The organism is Ktedonobacter robiniae (assembly GCF_016587375.1).
GTDB classification, from domain to species: Bacteria; Chloroflexota; Ktedonobacteria; order Ktedonobacterales; family Ktedonobacteraceae; genus Ktedonobacter; species Ktedonobacter robiniae.
Map to the genome: position 1 here is coordinate 4,091,589 of NZ_BNJG01000001.1, position 19,628 is coordinate 4,111,216.

The following is a 19,628-nucleotide window of genomic DNA, read 5'->3' on the forward strand; positions in this document are numbered from 1 at the left end:
TACAAGCAGGGCGCCTATACCCGATGCTCTTCTTCAAGCACCTGCTCGTCCGAGTGGGTGGTGTTATAAAGCCCCAGGCTACGCATGCGTGGGCGCTTTTTGAGCCAGTAGACTCCTCCTTGCCCCAGGCGCACGCCTAGCACGATGGCGAGCAGCCCACCAAGCAGGCTGGTCAGTAGATAGAGAAAGGCGGGCAGTGTCGCGCCCCCATTGAGGAGATTGAGTGTGCCCAGTGCCAGGCTGCTAAAGGTGGTATAGGCGCCCAGGAAGCCCGTAACGAGAAAGAGGCGTCGTGTGGGGCCAATGAGCATTGTGGTCTCGGCCAGGGTGCTAATCAAGGCGATTAGCAGGGCGCCAGTAATATTTATCAGGAGAATATCATAGGGCCAGCCTTTCCCCAGTACTTGCTGGATCGCCAGGCTGAGAAGATAGCGTGTCATGGTCCCCAGGAAGCCACCTGTGAGCACGGCTACGAGCTGACGTAACGTCACATTATTTTTCATGCCAGCCAGCCCCCTATCCCTAATCCAAGGGCTGCCATCCCGAGGCCTAGTAGATAGGTACCTCCCAGGTAGCAGAGTGCGCGGTTGCTCTCGCCGCGGCGTAGCAGCAGAAGCGTCTCCCAGTTGAGTGTACTAAATGTCGTATAGCCACCCAGAAAACCGGTAGCGAGCACGGCTTGCAGTGACGTCGAAAGTGCTTTGTGACTTACGAGCGCAAAAATAAAACTGATCAAAAAAGCCCCACTCAGATTAATACAGAACGTCCCCAGGGGGAAACGCGTGGGAAGCCATGTGGTCAACAGGTTACCAAGCAAATAACGCGTAACTGCCCCAGAGCACCAGCCAGGCTAATGCCCCCGAGCAGCGCCATCGCGGCCCATGTCATACTTTATTCCTACCCTTCCAATGTATTTTTTAGATACGCTCATCAACTCTTTGGGCATCCACTCACCAACTCTTTGAGCACCCACTCACCAACTCTTTGAGTACCCACTCACCAACTCTTTGAGTACCCACTCACCAACTGCCTGGTTAGTAGTGTGATGCGGGTTGGCAGCCTGCGGCTGCCAACCCGCATCACACTACTAACCCTGCGAGCGCCGTAGGCGCGAGAAGTCCAGTATTAAGCCCCCAGAAAGCACAAAAAAAGACTCCTGATAACGCATACTCAACAAGTATGCGTTATCAGGAGTTATTAGCTTCTTTGCGATTTCGTCAGGTATAGCCAATTCTTCATAAGATAAAAAATCGGTCAGAGAGCGTTTCCCTTGAAGAGGCATTATTTGACGTGGTGAACCCCATCACCAATTATTCTATTGTTCTGACTATAGCATAACTACGTGGTCCAAGCCAGTTTCTTAGGAGTTGTTGGTAGAGGAAAAGCTGTGACCTGGTTCATTCACAAAATGTGAAATATCCTCTAGCATGTTTCCCTGCTTTGCGTTATAGTTGCTACAGTTGATTGCTAGCTACCGCGCCCGCCTCTCTGCTTTGACACAGTGGGATGGTGGACGGTTTGTTGGAGGACTTCGAGGACTTCATGGAAGGAGTTTACCTATATGTACTGTGGAAATTGTAGAGCTATCTTGCCGGCCGGAGCTGCAGTGTGCCCCTCTTGCGGCACGCCGGTTCCCTACAATGTGTCTGGAAACGTTGCGCCAACGGTACAGGCACAGCCATCATATCCGCAAGAGACCGCGAACCCCCAGGTCGCGCCAACTGTCTTTGCACAGTCACCTGATCAAGGTCCTGGTGGCCCTTCTGGGGCATATTATAACCAGGGGAACTCAAATCCCAATAACGCGGCCCCACCACCACCATCGTATTACAATCCCAATCCAGGGGCGGCATCACAGCCTGGAATTTCGGGTGCTCAATATAACCAGGTGCCCGCGACTCCCAATGTATCGGGAGCTAATTACAATCCCTATGCCAATAGTGCGCCACCGCCACCAACGCCTTATCCAGCTGGTCCGCAGCCCGGTGCTTATCCACAGCCCGGCGGCTATGGGATGCCCCCACAACCGCCTAAAAAGAAGAGCAGCCTTGGTCTAATTCTCGGTATTATCGGAGCTATTGTCCTGTTTGCCTGCATTGGTAGCGCTGTTCTGATTGGTTTGGCCGCCAATAAAGGCGTTAGCGATGTGCAAGCCACCGCGACCGCGATCTCGAAGGGCACGACTCCTACTGACAACGCGACACCTACTACCGATGACGCCACGCCAACGACCAGCACGGGTGATAATTCTCAATCGCCATCGGGGCGACCGTTCTCACCGCTTGCTCAACAGATTATCACTGATCCAGTAACATCGAGTGCCGTCGATAGCGATACGCTTCCAACGAATCCGACCAAGTCGTTTACGGCTGGTTCGTATGTCTATATCACCTTTAAGCTCAAACTGGCTTCAACTGGCTTGAACTTTGATAATGGTGACAAAGGCTATGTTGAGGGCCGTTTTTATGCTGACAACGAATTTGGGAAAAATACCATCCTGACAATTGATCGGAACGCCCCCAATGGATATGTGGCCATTCAATACCTGGTGGCTACTCAGGGCGCGGCTGAACTCTACTGGTGCCGCCAGTCTGATTGCAGCGACCGCCAACTCGCCCAGGTTGTCACATTCACAGTCTCCTAAAACGTTCTCATCTGGCATTTCAGAGTAAAGAGTGAGTGCGTGGGAAACGGGCAAAGCCCGTTTCCCACGCACTCACTCTTTTTTTCTTCGCGCCGCAGGCGCGAAGGTTCTTCTGAGAAGGAAAACAGTGGTAAAATAGGAGTACATATTTTTGTCAGCAAAGGAGCCTACATGCAAGCCCTGCTTGGTATTGATCTTGGAACTACAGGCGTGAAAGCCGCTCTGTTCGCGGTTGAAGATGGCCATGTTCTGGCCGACGCCTTCATCGATTACCCTCTCTATCATCCTCAGCCCGGCTGGGCCGAACAGCAGCCCTCTGAGTGGTGGCAGGCGACACTTACAGCCATTCAAGGATGTTTGGAGCGTGCGAGTGGTCTTGGGGTTCGCGCATCCGATATCCGTGGCGTCGGTCTCTCGGGCCAGATGCATGGGGTCGTCCTGCTAGACGAGCAGCAGCAGGTGTTGCGTCCCTGTATCATCTGGGCGGATCAGCGCAGTGATGCTCAGTGTCGCTGGATGACCGAGCGTGTAGGCGCTGCCCAGTTGATCTCTTATGTCAGCAATCCCGCGCTTACAGGCTTTACCGCCCCCAAACTCCTCTGGGTACGCGACAACGAGCCAGAAATTTTCGCTCGTGCACGTACGCTGCTTCTTCCTAAGGACTATATCCGCTACCGCCTGACAGGCGTGCTGGCGATGGAGATCTCGGATGCTGCCGGGACATGTTTGCTGGATGTCAAACAGGGCACATGGTCGCGAGAGGTGTTGAGTGCCATCGAGCTTGATCCCTCTCTCCTGCCGCCCGTTGTCCCAGCTGATGCTGCCAGTGGCTCTATCACCCACGAGGTACAAGCTCTGACGGGCCTGCCAGCGGGCATACCTGTGGCAGGTGGTGGCGCGGATAACGCCTGTGGTGCGGTTGGTAATGGTATTGTGGAACCTGGCCTGGCCCTGCTCTCAGTTGGAACCAGCGGTATCGTTCTGGCCCACGCGACCTCGCCCCAGGTGGATACCTCGGGTCCAGTGCCCCGTGTGCATACCTTTAACCATGCCGTTCCCGGTGCGTGGTACCTTATGGGAGTCACGCAGGGCGCGGGCCTCTCGCTGCGCTGGGTGCGCGACAACATTGGTCTGCCCGAGCGTGCGCTGGAGCGCTGGACGGGCGTAGATGCCTATGAGACGCTGGCACGTGAGGCTGAATCCGTTCCCGCGGGAAGCGAGGGCCTGATCTTCCTTCCCTATCTGCAAGGTGAACGTACACCGCATCTGGACGCCTATGCGCGTGGTGGCTGGATCGGCCTGACCGCCAGCCATGATCGCCGCCACCTCGTGCGCTCAGTGTTGGAGGGTGTCGCCTTTAGCCTGAAGGATTGCATGTCGATCATCCGCGAGCAGGGTCTTCCCCTGGAGCAGGTGCGCGCTACCGGTGGTGGTGCGAAGAGCCCGCTCTGGCGCCAGATCATCGCTGATATTCTCGAGATGGAATTAGTCACCACCAGCGCAAGCGAGGGACCTGCGTTTGGAGCTGCCCTGCTGGCGGGCGTCGCTGGTGGCGTTTACGCCTCTGTTCCTGAGGCCTGTGCGCAGACCGTGCGCATCGTGGAGCGCACCGCGCCCAACGCCGCCCTGGCCCCGGCCTACAGACAGGCCTATGAGACCTATCGCGCCCTCTATCCCGCGCTCAAGCCTGTTATCAGCAAACCTCTGTAAGCAAATATCACATAGTTTGTAGGGGCAGAGCTTGCTCGGCCTGCGAGCGCAGCAACCGTCCAACGTCTGGGTAGCGGTCTGCGGGCCTCGCGGTCTATGCAAGCATTGACCCTACAAGCTATATAAGCCAGTTAATGGGTCGATAAGTTGTGAAAGGCCAGGATGAAGCTAAAGCTGAAGTACCCAATTGTGAGAACAAGACCAATAATCGAGAGCACCAGGCCCCAGGTGGCCATTGTCTTGCGCTGAATAGATTTCCTGCCAAGCGCCGCAAAGATGATGCCGGGTACCGAGACAAGCAGCCCAACGCACGGAACCAGCCATGCGATCACGCTGATGATTCCTAATACCAATCCAGCAATCGCCATGCCACCGCGTGAATCCGGTGCCTGCTGAGGTGGATAGTAGCCCTGTACTGGCGGCTGCATATTGGGGTAGGCCCCTGGATATTGCTGCTGCGGATACTGAGGCTGGTAGTTCTCCACAGGCTGCTGCGGGTACTGAGGCTGGTAGTTAGCGCCCGAGGGTTGCTGCGGATACTGAGGCTGGTAATTGGCACCCGAAGGTGGCTGGTAATTGGGTTGGTAGTTCTCCGCAGGCGGCTGGTATTGGGTAGGCGGATACTGATTGGGATCACCAGCTGGATTGTTTTGCGATGAATATGGATTGTACGGATTTTGATCGCTCATAAGAATGAGATCCTCTCCCTGATTCAATGAGTGGCGGCAAAAGAGACCTGCTTGTAAGCAACCTATGCAGTTTTACATTTCCCTTTAGCGCCAAATGATAAAGAGTTAAATAAAAATGCATTGATGCCTATGAATGTAGCAGAGATTCCTTGCAATGTAAAGTTTCTTTCTGCTATTTAATAAGACGGAAAAACTATTCCAGAATACAAGCAAGCCAGAAATGAAGCGAGGGGATGAGGCATATGGGCTACAATAGAGGCGCAAGCAATAAAAAGAAAAAGTAGTCTTTGAGAAAGAAAAGAGAGGATAGCTATGAGTTTCGCCGATAGTATCGTTTCTGCGGATATTCAGCAGTTGCGCGCTTATATTCTAGGGCATGCCCTCTGGCGGCGTATCGAGGAGGGAACGCTGGAGCCGGAGCGGCTGCGTCTCTTCGCCTTGCAGGACTGGTGGCTGGTGCGTGAGGCCTACCGCCTCGATGCCCTGGCGATTGCCGCTCTCCCTGACCTGGAGATCCAGGATCTCTTGATTCGTAAGTTGACGCCCAAAGTGGGCGGCTACAAACTTTTGCTGCGCTTCGGAGAGGCTCTTGGTCTCTCTCTCGCTGATTTTGATGCCGTAGAGCCGCTGGCAGGCTGTATGGCGCTGACCAACTTCTTCTACTGGATGCTGGCCTATGGCGCGCCCGCCGAGAAACTGGCCTCGGTAAGCGCCAGCGAGGATATCTTTGTACAGATCTGCGCTCGCATCGCCCCTGCCTTAATTCGTCACTATAACCTGACCGCTAAGCAGGTGGAGTTCTTCTCTGCCCATGACGCGATTGGCGAGCAGGTCACCCCCGTAGATGAAACCCTCCTGGCGCGCTATAATTCGCCCGAAGACCAGCAGCGTATCACCCGCGCCATTCGCCTCAGCCATGAGTACGAGATCATGTTTTATGACACTATTCTGACGGCGAAGGTTGGTTCATAGCGCGTACTCGCGCTGAGCGGCCTCGGCCTACGTATATTGACGTTGAAGCCGCTCGCATGCTACTATGCTAGTGTGAAATTACCTTATATCAGACTGAAAAATCATCCACACGTCAAACGCGGGTGGATGATACATCGCAACCGCAACCGCGCTACAAGCACCCTCGCTGCGTAAGCCCGGCACGCGCTTACGTGGCTATTGAGGTTGTGCCGCCTGTTACTATCACACAGTAGTCTTTGTGAGCTACCGTGATAGTGTCGTGTTTTCTGCAGGCGTCATCTCTCTTCTCTACTCACTTGCACATCTCCCCAGTTGCCGGGAATAACGCCCTTTCTCGCGTGGCGTTCTCGGTGTTATTCCTATAGACATACTCTGTTTATGGCATTTTTCTGCCTGGATGCTGTCGCGAAGGGGCACTTTTCCTCCTTGCCCTTTATCGTATAGCTTTGCTCATTTTTGGAGCAATTCTCTTGCTGACAACTAATGCTATTTCCATTGCCAGCGTTTCTACACTCATGCTTCTGGATAGTAGTCAGCATGCTTTGATGAATGGAGTCATCGTATGACAATCTCTTCTAAGAATGCCAGGCAGCACGCTTCAATCCCACTTTGGCGAAATCGAGACTATGTTTTGCTTTGGAGTGGACAAACAATCTCAACTATTGGAGGGAGTGTTTCATTATTGGCGTTTCCTCTGTTAGTACTGGCGGTGACTGGCTCAGCGTTACAATCATCTATCGCTCTGGCCTTGCGCACACTTCCACGAACACTGAGTATGTTTTTTGCTGGAGCGTTAGTGGATCGCTGGGATCGCAAACGTGTTATGATCGCCTGCGATATCGGGCGCGCACTGAGCATTGCAAGCATTCCACTGGCGCTCAGCCTGGGCCACCTGACCTTCGCACAACTCTGTTTTAACGCTTTTCTTGAAGGGACGCTACAGAGTTTTTTTGAAGTTGCGTATTCCTCTAGCCTGGGCCAGGTCGTGAGTGGCGAGCAGTTATCCGCAGCCATGGGCCAGGAGGAGGTTGTTGAAGGCATTACAAGCCTACTTGGTCCCTCGCTTGCAGGCCTGCTTTACGGCGTGGCGAGTTTGCTGCCCTTTCTCGCCGATGCCATTTCATATACCGCTTCATTTGTGACGCTGTTCTTGATTCGCACACCGTTTCAGCAGGTACGTACAGACGCGCGACGCCACCTGATTCTTGAGATTCGGGAGGGCTTTGCCTGGATGTGGCGCCAACCAGTATTGCGTACCATGAATCTTGTGAATAGTGTTGGTGCTCTCATCATACCAGGCAGCACACTGGTCTTAATCGTGCTGGCGAAGCAGCAGCACGCTTCTGACACTCTGCTTGGCGCTGTGGTGGCGTGTGGTGGTATTGGTGCGCTAATTAGCTCGCTGCTGTCGCCGCTTATCCAGCGAACTCTCCATGTAGGCCGTGCGATACTCATCACACGTTGGGCCTTTGCCTTGCTCTGGCTTCTCTACATGCTCTTGCCGCATTTCTGGTTGCTGGGAGTTGTAGAGTTTCTGATTGGCTTTGCGGATCCGATTGAGGATGTCCCCTACTTTAGCTATCGCCTGGCGATTATCCCTGATCACTTGCGTGGTCGTGTGATTAGTGCCTGTCGCCTCTTCACTAGTGTAAGCAATCCCCTTGGCCTGCTCTTGACGGGCTGGTCTTTGGAGCACTGGGGGACAGCCCCCACCATCATCATTGCCAGTGTGGTGTTAGGGGCTACCGCCCTGGCCCTCTCCTGCTCCCGAGCAATCCGACAGGCCCGGCATCCACAGCCAGAAACATATACGTTCTCTGGTAATGAACAATAACCAGGCTGTAATCTATGCAGGCTGTGTGATGCCTTTATAGTAATCACAGAGATCTGTGAGGAGACACTTACTACAATGGGGATGCTCGTAGACGCAGGTGCGCTGCCCATGGCGCAATAGACCCTTGTGAAAATCGTAGATGCTGCGGGCATCCTCCGGCAGCAGGGCCTGCAAGAGGTTGTGTGCGGCATCTGCGCTTACCTTGTGTCCAATCAGTCCCAACCTGCCTGAGACGCGATGGACGTGGACATCGACCGGAAGCAAAGGCAGTCTGCAACTAAAAAGCAGTATACAGCCAGTATGCCCATTTTAGGAATAAGAAAGACGTATAACAAACGTACAAAGAAATATACCTTATCCTGCTTGATGTGCTAGGAAATACTACCTATTCAAGCTCTTTGCCCTATAAGTAAAGGCGTGAGCCCCAAGCCACTGCTATGCCGAACCTCTTGAATGGCGACGCGCACCGCTTGTACTGCAATGAGCGGTAGATGCCATTTTCGCTTCTGCTCAGCAAATGTGTGAATACACGTGTTAGGACGTTTTGGAGCGGTTCGCGAAAACGATTCGTATATACTATATATATCTGCTACAAGAGAAGAGGAAAGAGTCGTGAAACAATTACCCCAGCGCGTTCGGAATCCTGCGGATTACGGCTATCCGTCTACCGATATGACTGCCCTTTCTGCAAAAGCTCTCGAAGTGACGACAATACTGACCGAGCAGTTCGGGGAAGAGTCTTTTTCCAAAAAAGACCCGATGAGTATGTTGGTTGATATTCTCCTTTCACATCGGACGCGTGATGAGCAGACAGCGGCAGGCTACGCCAACCTCTTAAAGCGCTTTGGCTCGTGGGAAGGGGTACGAGACGCACCAACCAAAGAGGTAGAAGAAACAATTGCCAACGTCAACTTTCCTGAAGTCAAAGCGCCGCGCATACAGGTGATTATGCGCCAGATCACTGAGGAGCGGGGTGACCTCAACCTTGACTTTCTCTGTTCGCTACCTGTTGAAGAAGCAGCTGCCTGGCTCAACCGTTTTCAAGGAATCGGGCCTAAAACCACTGCGTGTGTTCTACTGTTTAGCTGTAAAATGCCCATACTTCCTGTTGATGTTCACGTCCACCGCACTTCGATTCGCATTGGACTGATTGGTAAGAAAGTCACAGCAGATAATGCGCATACGCTATTGCAAGCCTTGTTGCCTAACGATGCAAAGACCATCTACAATTTCCACAAAGGGCTGCTCCGGCTCGGCCAACGTATCTGTGTCTATGAACGTCCTCGCTGCAACCAATGCCCGCTTACTAAACTGTGCGATTACTATCGTACGGTGGTGGAACCAAATTAGAATTTACGTAACCTGCTTGATGTGTTAGAGCATCGGTCAAGAAATGCTATGCTCGGAAAGTACAAGCATGGGATGATGCCTTTCTTGAGCATATCCAGGCTGGTGTTGGTGGCAATTGTGTACAACCAGTTCCGCAGCGATCCCGGCCCCTTCTCGGTGAAGGTGCCGAAGTGCTTCCAGGCACGCAGCATCGTCTCTTGCACTGCATCCTCAACGTCGTGCAAAGATCCCAGGAGACGATAACAGTGCAGCAGCAATTCATGGCGATAGAGCTCAAGCAGGTGGCTACGCTGGGATTGATCGCCGGAAGCTTGACCAGTGATCTGCGCCTCATCCCCCCGATCAGTATTCCTCTGCTTTGCGCTCTCACTGTGCGCCATGCTTTTTCCCTATCAGTTCCTTTTCTTCAACAGCTGTAGCCATACCATCGCTGTTGACGGAACGGCTGAAATAAAGCCTATCACATGGTTCAACGCTTTGCCATAGGTCGAAGCGAGGCCGCGAACAGGCGGAACCATGCATCCCCTTGATGAGCCAAAAATGTCCCCCTCAGACCGAACAGTTTTGCGTGTTCGGGCAGTTTATTGAGTGTCAATCCTAGAGAAGGTGACTCGACATGATGGATGAAGGGTCTCTCAGCAGAGCAACTGCTGACATCTCTGAGGAAATTCCACGACACATGAGGAGAATTGTTATGCTGCTTGAGAAGAAAAATGCCGTTATCTATGGAGCCGGAGGTGCTGTTGGCGGCGCTCTTGCGCGAGCCTTTGCGCGTGAAGGAGCGAGAGTCTTTCTTGCTGGTCGGACTCGGAGCTCCCTTGACGCTACCGCTGAGGAGATAGCTGCGGCTGGCTGCCAGGTCGAGATTGCTCTGATTGATGCACTTGATGAGCGAGCAGTCGAATCACATGCCAACGCGGTGGTCCGAGACGCGGGAAGCATCGATATTTCCGTGAACGCCATCAGGATTGCGGAGCCAGGCATTTACGGCATCCCGGTCGTCGGGCTGTCGCTTGAGAAATTCGCTCTCCCGATTACAGCCTATCTGAGGTCTCACTTCTTGACCACACGGGCGGCAGCACAGCGCATGAGCGAACAAAGGTCAGGGGTGGTCATCACCATTACAGGGATGCCTGCCCAGGTGGCAACTCCAGGCGCAGGAGGAGTGGGAGTCGCGTGGGCAGGGATTGAAGCGCTCACACGAGGGTTAGCGGCAGAGCTGGGACCGTTGGGCATTCGAGCTGTTTGCCTGCGATCCAATGCCATCCCGGAGACGACCGTGATTCGCGAGGGGTATGACCATCGCGCGAAAGCTACAGGCCAGACACGTGAGGAAGTGCAAGCCGCAGTGGAAGCGACCACGCTGCTCCGGCGGTTGCCCACCCTTGTAGATCTGGCGAATGTGGCGACCTTTATGGCTTCGGATCAGGCCAATGCGATGACGGCAACCGTGGCGAATCTGTCTTGCGGCTTCCTCGCTTACTAGGATGGACTCGCCTTCCGCAAGCATCGCCCGGTCAGGAGCAGGTGGAGAAAGCGCACCAACCCTTCCCTCAGTGATCCGCTCTTGGGAAACATAGGGTGAGCCCAGGTGCGGGCCGGACAGGAAAGTATCACCTACACAATGTCATCTGAAGAAAACAAACAGAGATGAAAGAAAAAAGAGGAGGTTTCTCATGATGAGTCCTCAAGCTCAGGAAATCCGCACCTTCATGGAGAGGACGGCTGCATCCTCCATCGTGCAAGCCCATCTTCCCGTCGAAACGAGGCGTGCCCAGTTTGAAGCCCAGCGGGCGCTCATTCCCTTGCCATCCGATGTCCAGGTCGAAGCGATCACGGCGGGATCAGTGGCAGCCGAATGGGTGCGGACCCCAGAGTGCGATGAGCACCAGGTTGTGCTGTATGTCCATGGAGGAGTGTTTGTGTGGGGTTCCTGCGCCTCCTACCGTGTGGTCGCGGCGACCTTTGCTCGGGTGGCACATGCGCGTGTCCTGGTCCCCGACTATCGTCTTGCGCCAGAGCATCCCTTCCCAGCCGCCCCACAGGACTGCCTCGCGATCTACCACTGGCTGCTGGACAGCGGCGTCTCGCCCGAGCACCTCGTCATCGTAGGAGACTCCACAGGGGCCGGTCTCGTCCTGGCCCTGCTGGTCAAGCTCGCGCAAGAGGCACTCCCGCAACCAGCAGGAGCCGTGCTGATTTCTCCCTGGCTCGACCTGACCTTGAGCGGGGATTCTTACATGAGGAACGCACAGACAGACTTTATGGAGAGTCGGGAGCTGCTCCTGGAGATACGTCAATCCTATCTTGGAGCACAAGATCCACATTCGCCGCTGGTCTCTCCCCTGTTTGCAGAGATCTCTGGACTTCCCCCACTGCTTGTCTATGCTGGCAGTGACGAACTCCTGGTGGATGATGCGATCCGGTTGGCTGAACGTCTTCGCCAGGTGGGAGGTTCAGTCGAGCTTCAGATCGGGGAGGGCTTCTGGCACACCTGGCTTATCACGGCCACCATGCGCCCGTTTCCCGAGGGAACGCAGGCCCTTGAGCGCATTGGGGTTTTCGTTCGCTCCCATCGTACCTGTTGAATTTGGAGTCCAAGTACAAGGAGGATTCGATGGTCAAGTTTCTCGTGCTCTACACCACACCAGAAGACCCCGAGGCGTTTGAGCGCCACTATCGCGACGTGCATATTCCCTTAACCAAGAAGCTGCCTGGCCTGCGACGCTACACGATTGGCCGTCACGTGACGGCGATTCGCGGAGGTGAACCGTATTACTGGATAGCCGAGTTAGAGTGGGAGAGCATGAATGCTCTCCAGCAGGCGTTTCAATCACCCGAAGGTCAGGCTGCCGCGCAAGATGTTGCCAATTTAGAAAGCCTCGCTGGGGTGCGGAGTATGGTGTATGAGGTAGAAGAAGTCTAGAAGAACAGCCAACGACACACGATCTCTTTCGCATCTCCTTTTCCCTTTGGCAAAGCGGTGTCAATAGCGGGCGAGAAAACGCCTTCTCGTCCGCTTTTTTGATCGCAAGAGGATTTCTCTCAGGAGTAGCATATGCGCCCCTTACCCTGGCATCCTCCGGTTGAACTGTCACCTGTAGAGCAAACCATCATCACACGCATCAAACGAGCGAAATTGTTTGTATTTCTTCGTTCTCACCGCCATGAGTGGTTTGATGACACCTTTCAAGAAGAACTGGCCACACTCTATGCAGCTCGTCCTCGTGGGCGGCCTCTCAATGGGTCCAAGTTCTTTTCTAGAAAAAATGCGGAACTCGCGAGGCAAAAAGAACGAGCCTGTATTGCCCGCTCCTCTGTCCCTGGTGACAGCTCGTATACTAGGAGCATCGGTTCCAAGATGATGGTGAGGACGAGGTGACAGCAGCGGTTCGACCGCGAACGTAAGATGGTCCCCCATCATCTCGGGCTGGCCCAAGTTTGAACCGTATGGTGTGGCTTTGACCACGTATCACGAGCTAAGACTGGCCTTGCCCCAGGTCCGAGACAGGAATGAATTTCTCTCTCGATCAGACGAAAGGAGTCGCTATGACATCCTCACCAGAACCATTGTATGACCTCTTCGTTGGCATTGACATCGCAGCGGTAACGGCATCTGTCGCTTGGAAGGAACCCTCCCGGAAGATCTGGCACGCGCTCACTATTGATCAGACCCCTCAAGGCTTCCAGACGCTCCAGCAACGCTTGCTCGCTACAGGGCATTCAGCCAAGAGCATTCTTGTTGTGATGGAAGCAACTGGTTCCTATTGGATGACGCTGGCAACCACCCTGGCTCAAGCTGGCTTCGCCATCAGTGTCATTACCCCAACTCAGGCTCACCATTTTGCCAAAGCCTTACTTAAGCAAGCAAAGACAGATGCCATCGATGCTCAAACGCTGGCGCAACTCGCCGCTTTGCTTCAGCCAGCCGTATGGACCCCTCCTCCGGCCATTTTTGTTGAACTCTATCAACGATTGAACGAACGTGAGAGCCTCATGCACATGCGTCAACAGCTCCGCAACCAATTGCATGCCTTGAGTCACTGTCCCGCGCGTGATTGCCTCCGTACACACACGCATGCAATTCTTGATAGAGTCGCTGACCGAACAGATGTTGGAAGGAGAGGCCGAGCTTGATGAGGCTCTTTCTCTTGATTCCTTATGGACAGCATCCGCCATCAGGCTCCAGACTATTCCTGGGATCGGGCTACTGACTGCCGCCTGGCTCCTGGTTACGACACTCAATTTTACGCTGTGTAACACGGTGGAAGAACTGACGGCATATGCTGGGCTGGCTCCTCATCCCTTCCAATCGGGAACCAGTGTCCATGGGCGAGCAAGCATTGGGCATACAGGAAATGCTGCACTTCGTACGGCAGTGTATCTGGCAACCTTGAGTGCCGCTCAATACAACCCCGTGATCAAGGCATTTTATGATCGTTTACGAGCGGCAGGCAAACCCATGAAGGTCGCCCGCTGCGCTGCGGCGCGAAAGCTCTTACACATTGCCTTTGCGGTCGTCAAAAACGAGGCGGACTTTGATCCGTTGTATGCAGCCAGAGCACAAAAAACGGCTTGATAGTTTGACACATCAAGAGAAGAAAATGTTTTCTTCTTCATATCCCACATGTTTTTTATTTTTGGTAAACTGAGCAATGCTCCTCTTGACAAACAATACCGTATCTTACATGTGCGCTCCCCTTACCTCGCCAAGGGCCTACTTCATAGCGCTATCCCTTTCTTCAACTCATTTGGAGATGACAATCCCCATTAAAGGGGAGACGGGTGAGCAGTTGTCCTGGTAACAGTCCTCGGTGGTGAGCAGAATTTGTAGGCGCGAGGAAGGCTTACTGTTGTTACTTTTGTTGGGTCCTTCGCTCATCAAGTATGCTTGGTTGCTTCAACAGAAGCGGTGTTTTCCTGATATATTTTCATCGATGGGTTGATATACACTGATTCTCTGGAAGGAGAAGCGCACTGATGAATGCCGTAGATGTAGGAACACTTGCCTCTTGTTTTGCTTTACCAGAGAACATGGCTATCACTTCTGTCCATCCGAACCTCACCGAGCGGTGGCAGCAGGGTGAACGTGCCCCCTTCGGGAGCTGCAAGCGCAGGGATACAAAGGTGGTGGAGGATCAATCGATGAAACGGAGCAACGATGTGAATTTTGTCTAGCACTCGGTTCCCACCAGGGGGAGATCTGAAGATCAACGACGAGAGCGCTGCTATGCTCAGCCCGTTCACAACCACGAGCACCTTTCATCTCTACCACACTCTTCACTCCAGCAGGAACCTGACAGGTGCCCTGTAGTGGGAGGACGATCCCTGATGAGCATAGATTCGGTGAGCATTCATCTATCTTATCAAACGTTTTTCAATCTTCAATTCAGAGATGAGGTTTTTTTCATGCAGAATACATCATATGATCGCGGCAACTCAAGTACAGTTGGACGAACCGCTGGCTGTCGCTGGCTGGAGTGGTGGGTCCCATCCTTGCCGTGATCGTGTCCACGTTGGCGGGTTTTCTGCGTTCAGGATATTCCCCCGCCAGCCAAGCGATCAGCGCGCTGGGCGTTGGCGCAGATCGACCTCCTCTAAGCGGATATTGACCAGCTCGCTGACACGGATGCCTGTATAGAACAGCGTTTTGATTAAGATCATATCTGCGAACTTGCGAGCCTGCCACACTTGCTGATAGAAAGCTCGTATCTCCTCCTCCGTTGGGATGTTGGGCAGCCGGGGAGTGGAGCGTTCCACTTCGATCTCCAGTTCTTTGCGCAGCTCTCGAAACACGCGAGAGCGTGTTGCTCCTGTCTTATTACCCAGAAGTGCCCGCTCTTCGGCATGCAATGTCCATTGATCAATGAGATCTTCTCTTTCCCATTCTCGCTTCATAACAAGCATTATCTCTTTTATCAAAACTTGAGGGACAAGTGCCGAGAAAAAATGAAAATCGGAATTTTACTCATAAATGTGGGTATATCGGGATAAACCGATGAGCACAAATGCAGAAAAGAAAATAGCAAAAAAGGTGCAGTTCACTTTCCAAGAAGAGAATCGGTACTTTGAAGAATGTCTATGTCACTAGTCCTTACGGCCTCTCGGTACATGTTCTTTGACAAGAATCCAGGCTGTATGCTATCGTAGAAGAACATCTTTCTCTCCATACAATCAAAGCAGCTATTAGAAGGAGGAGCGCCTTGGGTCGTATGACACAAACCACAGATCATATCACTCTGTGGGGACATGGCACACCATGTCAAATCGATAACTGTGCCGTCGCCCACAGCCGTACTCTGTCCTTTTTCAGGAGCCTCTAGACAAAAACACCTTGAAAAGAGAGTAGCCGTGGGTGACATTTTTCCAACCACGGTTTTTTTGCGCCTGGAGATCATGAGGTGAATCTTTCACCTCATACTTTTCCATCTTTTCAAGGAGTTTCTATGCGATTTCGCTTGCCACAAGGATTATGGCATCACAAGGATTTTCTCAAATTCTGGACAGGGGAAACTATCTCTGCATTTGGCTCGCAAGTAACCGCGTTTGCCCTTCCCATTACTGCTGCACTCACCTTACACGCTACAGCCATTCAAATGGGAGTTCTCTCGTTTTTAGCTTTTGCTCCTATGTTGTTTTTGAGTTTGTTTGCAGGTGTGTTCGTTGATCGTTTTCCACGTCGACCAATACTTATCATCACCAGTCTTGGGCAGATGGTGAGCGTTGGAAGCATTCCATGTATGGCATTCCTTCACCTGTTGCACTTGGAATATCTGTATGGGATTGCTCTCTTCAGTGGATGCCTGACCGTCTTTTTTGAGATTGCGTATCAAGCCTATCTTCCCTCACTTGTTGAACGAGAGTATTTGATTGAAGGCAATGGAAAATTAGAGACGAGTCACGCATGTGCTCAGATCTCTGGCCCAGGGCTAGCGGGTTTGATTGTCCAATGGCTCACAGCTCCATTTGCTATGCTGATTGATGCTGGCTCATTCCTGATTGCTGCACTTTTTCTTTGCTGGATGAGGAAACCGGAACCGAGAACAGAGCATCATGAAACCGAGCGGGCTATCTTCAAAGAGATTGGTGAGGGACTGAAGACAGTTCTCCATCATCGTGTCCTCTGGTCGATTGCAGCATGCAATGGAACCATAAATCTCTTCAACAGTGCATTTATGAGCGTTGCTGTTCTTTATGTGGTTCGTGATCTCAAAATAGCGCCTGTTCTGTATGGTTTTGCTCTCTCGATGGGAAGTGTGGGAGCCTTATTAGGATCTTTTCTGGCCAAACGGATTGCTGACCGTTTTGGGGTAGGTCCAGCTATCATCGGTTCTGCATTCTTCTATGGAATAGGAGGCCTGCTTCTTCCTTTGGCAAGTGTTTCGACAATGGTGGCTATTCCGTTTCTCATACTGAGCTGGTTCGTGCAAAGCCTGATGTTGATCGTGTTCAATATCACCCAGGTCAGCCTTCGCCAACGTCTAGTCCCTGGGAGCCTCCAAGGGCGCCTCAATGCAAGTATGCGCTTTCTTATCTGCAGCGCTTTGCCGATTGGCTCGCTTTTAGGAGGTGCATCTGGTGAAGTAATTGGGCTTCTTCCAACCGTTACACTCTCAACTGTTGGAATGTTTTTCGCGTTTCTCTGGGTCTTTTTCTCTCCGGTATCCTCTTTACGAGAGCAGCCTACCTTGAAGAGCAGCGAAGAACCTGGCATATCTTAGAACACAAAAACAGCTCTGATGAAGGAGGAGAAGCCTGCTCATCCCGTCCCGACGCCAGCGGCAAGCAACGCTGCGGGCGCTCTGGGCGGAACTCCAGGCTCGCAGGCGTCCTGCTCCGCTCAAGGCTCGCGTTTGAGCGCCTCACCAGAGCCTATTGTGCCCAATTGTTCGTCTGTTACCTTTGCCTCGCGCAGATCGGCCATCTCGAAGATTGCCAGGGTGAGCCTCGCCCCGCTGAGGTCAGCCTGGCGCAAGTTCGCGCCAATGAGGGTCGCCTTGCTCAGATTTGCCTCTGTCAGGTTGGCTCCCTCTATATTCGCCTCCGTGAGAGTCGTCTCCGTGAGGTTCGCGCCGCTGAGGTCGGCCCCTTGCAATTTCGCTCTATAGAAATACGCCTTCGAGAGGTCCGCGCCGCGCAGATTTGCTTGGCTGAGGTCAACGCCGCTGAGATAGGATCCTCGCATCTGTGCGCCAACGAGTTGCGCATGTGAGAGATCTGCTTGCAGATCGGGACGGCGGGCGCTCCCTCTCTCGCCTTGAGAGCCAGGAGCGTCATGACCTCCCTTCGCCTCCCCGAAGCTCGAACCACTCAGGTCAGCACCCGTGAGATCGGTACCGCGCAAATCGACCCCCCTCAGGTCGGCGCCCTTCAGCATTGCGTGCGAGAGGTTGGCCCCGGAGAGGTCGGCGCGATTGAGGTTCGCGCCGCTGAGGTCGGACCCTTGCAAATTCGCCTCCCTGAAGTTCACACGCCTCAGATCCGTCTGGGCTAAATTGATCTTCGGCAGCACTATCTTCTGGAGATCAGCCCCGACCAGGGCTTTGCTTCCCTGCAAGCCATCGCCGATAACGGTCGCGGGCAAGCCGTTGTGACTGAAAAACTTCAGCATGCTCAACTGCTGGTCGCCCTCTAAGGTTTTCAAGACCCGGCCCAGGCGTTGCTGCGCCATCTGCGAGACCTCTGGCTTGTCGGCGAGTACGCCAAGGAAGTAGGTCTGGAAGACCAGTTCTTGCAGCATCGTCATCCATTGTTTGCTGGTCCTCTCCTGGCTATAGACCTGCCAGGCCGAGAGGCTCAAACTGAACAACATCGCGAAGACAAGCGCCGTCAAGACCATCTGCGAGGTTTGGCCGCCACTGATAAGATTGATGAGCAAGCCGATGATCGCGCCAAAAAGACCTGAGAACACCGCCAGCGTCGAGGGATGGAATAAGACCTGGCTTATACTAAAAGAACGCTTCACGCCGTTCGTGGCTCCTTCCTTTCCGACCTCGGACCTTTTCTCTCGGTGTAGCTGTAGATCCCAAAATTCAGCAGGAAAAATTGGATAATGAACAATCTCAACTGAGTTGTAAACGACTTATCCTGGGCTTTTAGCCGCACATATGGCCATTCTGTATCTACTCGCTCGCCAGGCTCGGGCCATCGCAGATCCTGTCCCCATTCGAGCAAGGTAGTTTCCCCTATTCCAACTGAAACCAAAGCCTGAAGGTAACATCGAACGCTCTCATGAAACGTTTCTTCTTCGCAACAAAGGAACAATGGTTTCGATTGAGACATTTCCGGCTATTTTCTCTCTCATGAGGAATGCTCTTATGATTACCTGACTTGGTAACATTTTCTTGAAGCGTAGCATAGGGGCTCGTGGTGTACAAAATATCTTGGTCCTTTGTAGTACTTGTGGCCAACCTTTTGGTAGAGAACGGCCAACCTTGACCTCTGGCCAGTTTACATTCGCAATGGTCTCCTGCACCTCGCTGGTGGGTGCGTCTCGTACTGCTTCCCACGAGCCAAAGCGCTTGAGCAAATTGTCATAGGCCGCCGCAGTCTGGGCGTCTTTTGTACGATGTGAGAGGATGATATTGACGAGCATGCTCATTGGGTCCTTCTTGGACCAGTCCGAGGGACCATAGAGCTCGGTCAGACGCTGCGTAACGAGATGCGCCTTCTCTTTGAGGCGCGCGATATCCTGGGTTGGGTAGCCGTAATCGGCAAGGGTCCGTTCGCGTTTGTTTGGTTGTGTCACGTGGGCGCTCCTCTTTCTATCCCTGACATCCCGCGAGATGCTGCCTGCTTTGCAGCTTCTCACATGAGACGCTACCTTCAACTCTTTTGGGGCAGTCACTTAGAGCCAGCGAGGCACACGCTCTTTGTAGCTGATATATTCCGCGCCAAACTTCTTTTCCAGGTACTTTTCTTCTCGTTCAATCACGCCGATACGTATAACACGTAGTAAGGCTGGTAGCAGTAGCAATGGCCAGACGCGATTCATGATGAGCGCGAGTCCAGCATAGAGTAAGGTGAAGGCGCTATAGATAGGGTTGCGTGTGAGCCTATAGGGTCCATGTTGAATGATGGTTGTGGTGGGTTTGGTAGGCTGCAGCGCCGTACCCGCCTGGCGCATCTCGCGTATGGCCATGATGCCTGTGGTCAGGCCAATACCAAGGAGTGCTCCGCCAACAAAGGAGCGTGCCGCGCGCGGAATCAGGCGCAGAGGAAGCCATGAATCCAGGTAAAGACCAAAAAGAAATGTGCTGGCGTAGAGCAGTGGTGGCGGGGCTATGACATTGGCCTGGTCCTCGTTGTTGCGTTTCATATCTTCCATATTCTTCTCCGATCACAAATTGTCCCGTTCTTGCGCACGGGGTCAGTATCTCGCGAGATGTATCTCTTCTCTAGTATGGCACGTATCAAACCTCTACAGCGT

General features: G+C 53.2%; 20 protein-coding genes and 2 pseudogenes. 13 read left to right on the plus strand and 9 right to left on the minus strand.

The window, feature by feature from the left end; genetic code table 11:
- Positions 1–14: 14 nt before the first annotated feature.
- Positions 15–503 (minus strand): fluoride efflux transporter FluC, encoded by a 489-nt coding sequence (locus tag JMJ04_RS17020; protein ID WP_201371646.1) that lies wholly within the window; start codon positions 501–503, stop codon positions 15–17.
- A pseudogene (locus JMJ04_RS17025) lies at positions 500–829 on the minus strand (fluoride efflux transporter FluC); the annotation flags it as partial. The gene JMJ04_RS17020 and the pseudogene JMJ04_RS17025, both read right to left, overlap by 4 nt.
- A 732-nt stretch (positions 830–1,561) precedes the next feature.
- On the opposite strand from JMJ04_RS17025, the gene JMJ04_RS17030 reads away from it, so the two are divergent.
- Together JMJ04_RS17030 and xylB are read left to right on the plus strand one after the other, a co-directional pair.
- Entirely contained in the window at positions 1,562–2,644 is a 1,083-nt protein-coding gene (locus tag JMJ04_RS17030) for a zinc ribbon domain-containing protein (RefSeq protein ID WP_201371648.1), read from the plus strand.
- 171 nt (positions 2,645–2,815) lie between these two features.
- Positions 2,816–4,354, plus strand: coding sequence for a xylulokinase (xylB, locus tag JMJ04_RS17035; RefSeq protein WP_201371649.1), 1,539 nt, complete (start codon positions 2,816–2,818; stop codon positions 4,352–4,354).
- A 131-nt stretch (positions 4,355–4,485) separates the two neighbouring features.
- Here xylB and JMJ04_RS17040 read toward each other — a convergent pair whose 3' ends face one another.
- Positions 4,486–5,043: a DUF4190 domain-containing protein gene (locus JMJ04_RS17040; RefSeq protein WP_201371650.1), complete on the minus strand. Its 558-nt coding sequence runs from the start codon at positions 5,041–5,043 to the stop codon at positions 4,486–4,488.
- A gap of 312 nt (positions 5,044–5,355) precedes the next feature.
- Between JMJ04_RS17040 and JMJ04_RS17045 the strand changes: the two genes are divergently transcribed.
- Together JMJ04_RS17045 and JMJ04_RS17050 are read left to right on the plus strand one after the other, a co-directional pair.
- Positions 5,356–6,015, plus strand: coding sequence for a thiaminase II/PqqC family protein (locus JMJ04_RS17045; RefSeq protein WP_201371651.1), 660 nt, complete (start codon positions 5,356–5,358; stop codon positions 6,013–6,015).
- Between the two features lie 562 nt (positions 6,016–6,577).
- Complete coding sequence (locus JMJ04_RS17050) at positions 6,578–7,849, plus strand: MFS transporter (RefSeq protein WP_201371652.1); 1,272 nt, start codon at positions 6,578–6,580, stop codon at positions 7,847–7,849.
- Between the two features lie 12 nt (positions 7,850–7,861).
- Here JMJ04_RS17050 and JMJ04_RS17055 read toward each other — a convergent pair whose 3' ends face one another.
- Positions 7,862–8,113, minus strand: coding sequence for an endonuclease III domain-containing protein (locus tag JMJ04_RS17055; RefSeq protein WP_201371653.1), 252 nt, complete (start codon positions 8,111–8,113; stop codon positions 7,862–7,864).
- Between the two features lie 348 nt (positions 8,114–8,461).
- On the opposite strand from JMJ04_RS17055, the gene JMJ04_RS17060 reads away from it, so the two are divergent.
- Positions 8,462–9,199: an endonuclease III domain-containing protein gene (locus JMJ04_RS17060; RefSeq protein ID WP_201371654.1), complete on the plus strand. Its 738-nt coding sequence runs from the start codon at positions 8,462–8,464 to the stop codon at positions 9,197–9,199.
- Here JMJ04_RS17060 and JMJ04_RS17065 read toward each other — a convergent pair.
- Positions 9,196–9,579: a sigma factor gene (locus JMJ04_RS17065; RefSeq protein ID WP_307811690.1), complete on the minus strand. Its 384-nt coding sequence runs from the start codon at positions 9,577–9,579 to the stop codon at positions 9,196–9,198. The genes JMJ04_RS17060 and JMJ04_RS17065 overlap by 4 nt on opposite strands.
- A gap of 314 nt (positions 9,580–9,893) precedes the next feature.
- Here JMJ04_RS17065 and JMJ04_RS17070 point away from each other — a divergent pair, with 314 nt between their 5' ends.
- From JMJ04_RS17070 to JMJ04_RS17095, 7 genes and pseudogenes are all read left to right on the plus strand, one after another.
- Positions 9,894–10,685: an SDR family NAD(P)-dependent oxidoreductase gene (locus JMJ04_RS17070; protein ID WP_201371655.1), complete on the plus strand. Its 792-nt coding sequence runs from the start codon at positions 9,894–9,896 to the stop codon at positions 10,683–10,685.
- A gap of 190 nt (positions 10,686–10,875) precedes the next feature.
- Complete coding sequence (locus JMJ04_RS17075) at positions 10,876–11,787, plus strand: alpha/beta hydrolase (RefSeq protein WP_201371656.1); 912 nt, start codon at positions 10,876–10,878, stop codon at positions 11,785–11,787.
- Between the two features lie 29 nt (positions 11,788–11,816).
- Positions 11,817–12,125 carry an EthD family reductase gene (locus tag JMJ04_RS17080; protein WP_201371657.1) on the plus strand — a complete coding sequence of 103 codons (309 nt, stop codon included), beginning with the start codon at positions 11,817–11,819 and terminating at the stop codon, positions 12,123–12,125.
- Between the two features lie 132 nt (positions 12,126–12,257).
- Positions 12,258–12,437 (plus strand): annotated as a pseudogene (locus JMJ04_RS46560) (IS5/IS1182 family transposase); the annotation flags it as partial.
- A gap of 311 nt (positions 12,438–12,748) precedes the next feature.
- Complete coding sequence (locus JMJ04_RS17085; protein WP_201371658.1) at positions 12,749–13,336, plus strand: IS110 family transposase; 588 nt, start codon at positions 12,749–12,751, stop codon at positions 13,334–13,336.
- Positions 13,311–13,778: a transposase gene (locus JMJ04_RS17090; RefSeq protein WP_201371659.1), complete on the plus strand. Its 468-nt coding sequence runs from the start codon at positions 13,311–13,313 to the stop codon at positions 13,776–13,778. The genes JMJ04_RS17085 and JMJ04_RS17090 overlap by 26 nt, the downstream gene beginning before the upstream one ends.
- Before the next feature lie 401 nt (positions 13,779–14,179).
- Complete coding sequence (locus JMJ04_RS17095; RefSeq protein WP_201371660.1) at positions 14,180–14,377, plus strand: hypothetical protein; 198 nt, start codon at positions 14,180–14,182, stop codon at positions 14,375–14,377.
- 384 nt (positions 14,378–14,761) lie between these two features.
- Here the strand turns inward: JMJ04_RS17095 and JMJ04_RS17100 are convergent, their stop codons facing one another.
- Positions 14,762–15,097, minus strand: coding sequence for a hypothetical protein (locus JMJ04_RS17100; RefSeq protein WP_201371661.1), 336 nt, complete (start codon positions 15,095–15,097; stop codon positions 14,762–14,764).
- Between the two features lie 548 nt (positions 15,098–15,645).
- On the opposite strand from JMJ04_RS17100, the gene JMJ04_RS17105 reads away from it, so the two are divergent.
- Entirely contained in the window at positions 15,646–16,920 is a 1,275-nt protein-coding gene (locus JMJ04_RS17105; protein ID WP_201371662.1) for an MFS transporter, read from the plus strand.
- 119 nt (positions 16,921–17,039) lie between these two features.
- Here the strand turns inward: JMJ04_RS17105 and JMJ04_RS17110 are convergent, their stop codons facing one another.
- The 3 genes from JMJ04_RS17110 to JMJ04_RS17120 form a co-directional block, all read right to left on the minus strand.
- Positions 17,040–18,164 (minus strand): pentapeptide repeat-containing protein, encoded by a 1,125-nt coding sequence (locus tag JMJ04_RS17110; protein ID WP_201371663.1) that lies wholly within the window; start codon positions 18,162–18,164, stop codon positions 17,040–17,042.
- 264 nt (positions 18,165–18,428) lie between these two features.
- Positions 18,429–18,947 carry a hypothetical protein gene (locus tag JMJ04_RS17115; RefSeq protein WP_201371664.1) on the minus strand — a complete coding sequence of 173 codons (519 nt, stop codon included), beginning with the start codon at positions 18,945–18,947 and terminating at the stop codon, positions 18,429–18,431.
- A gap of 99 nt (positions 18,948–19,046) precedes the next feature.
- Positions 19,047–19,517: a methyltransferase family protein gene (locus JMJ04_RS17120; RefSeq protein ID WP_201371665.1), complete on the minus strand. Its 471-nt coding sequence runs from the start codon at positions 19,515–19,517 to the stop codon at positions 19,047–19,049.
- Positions 19,518–19,628: the final 111 nt, after the last annotated feature.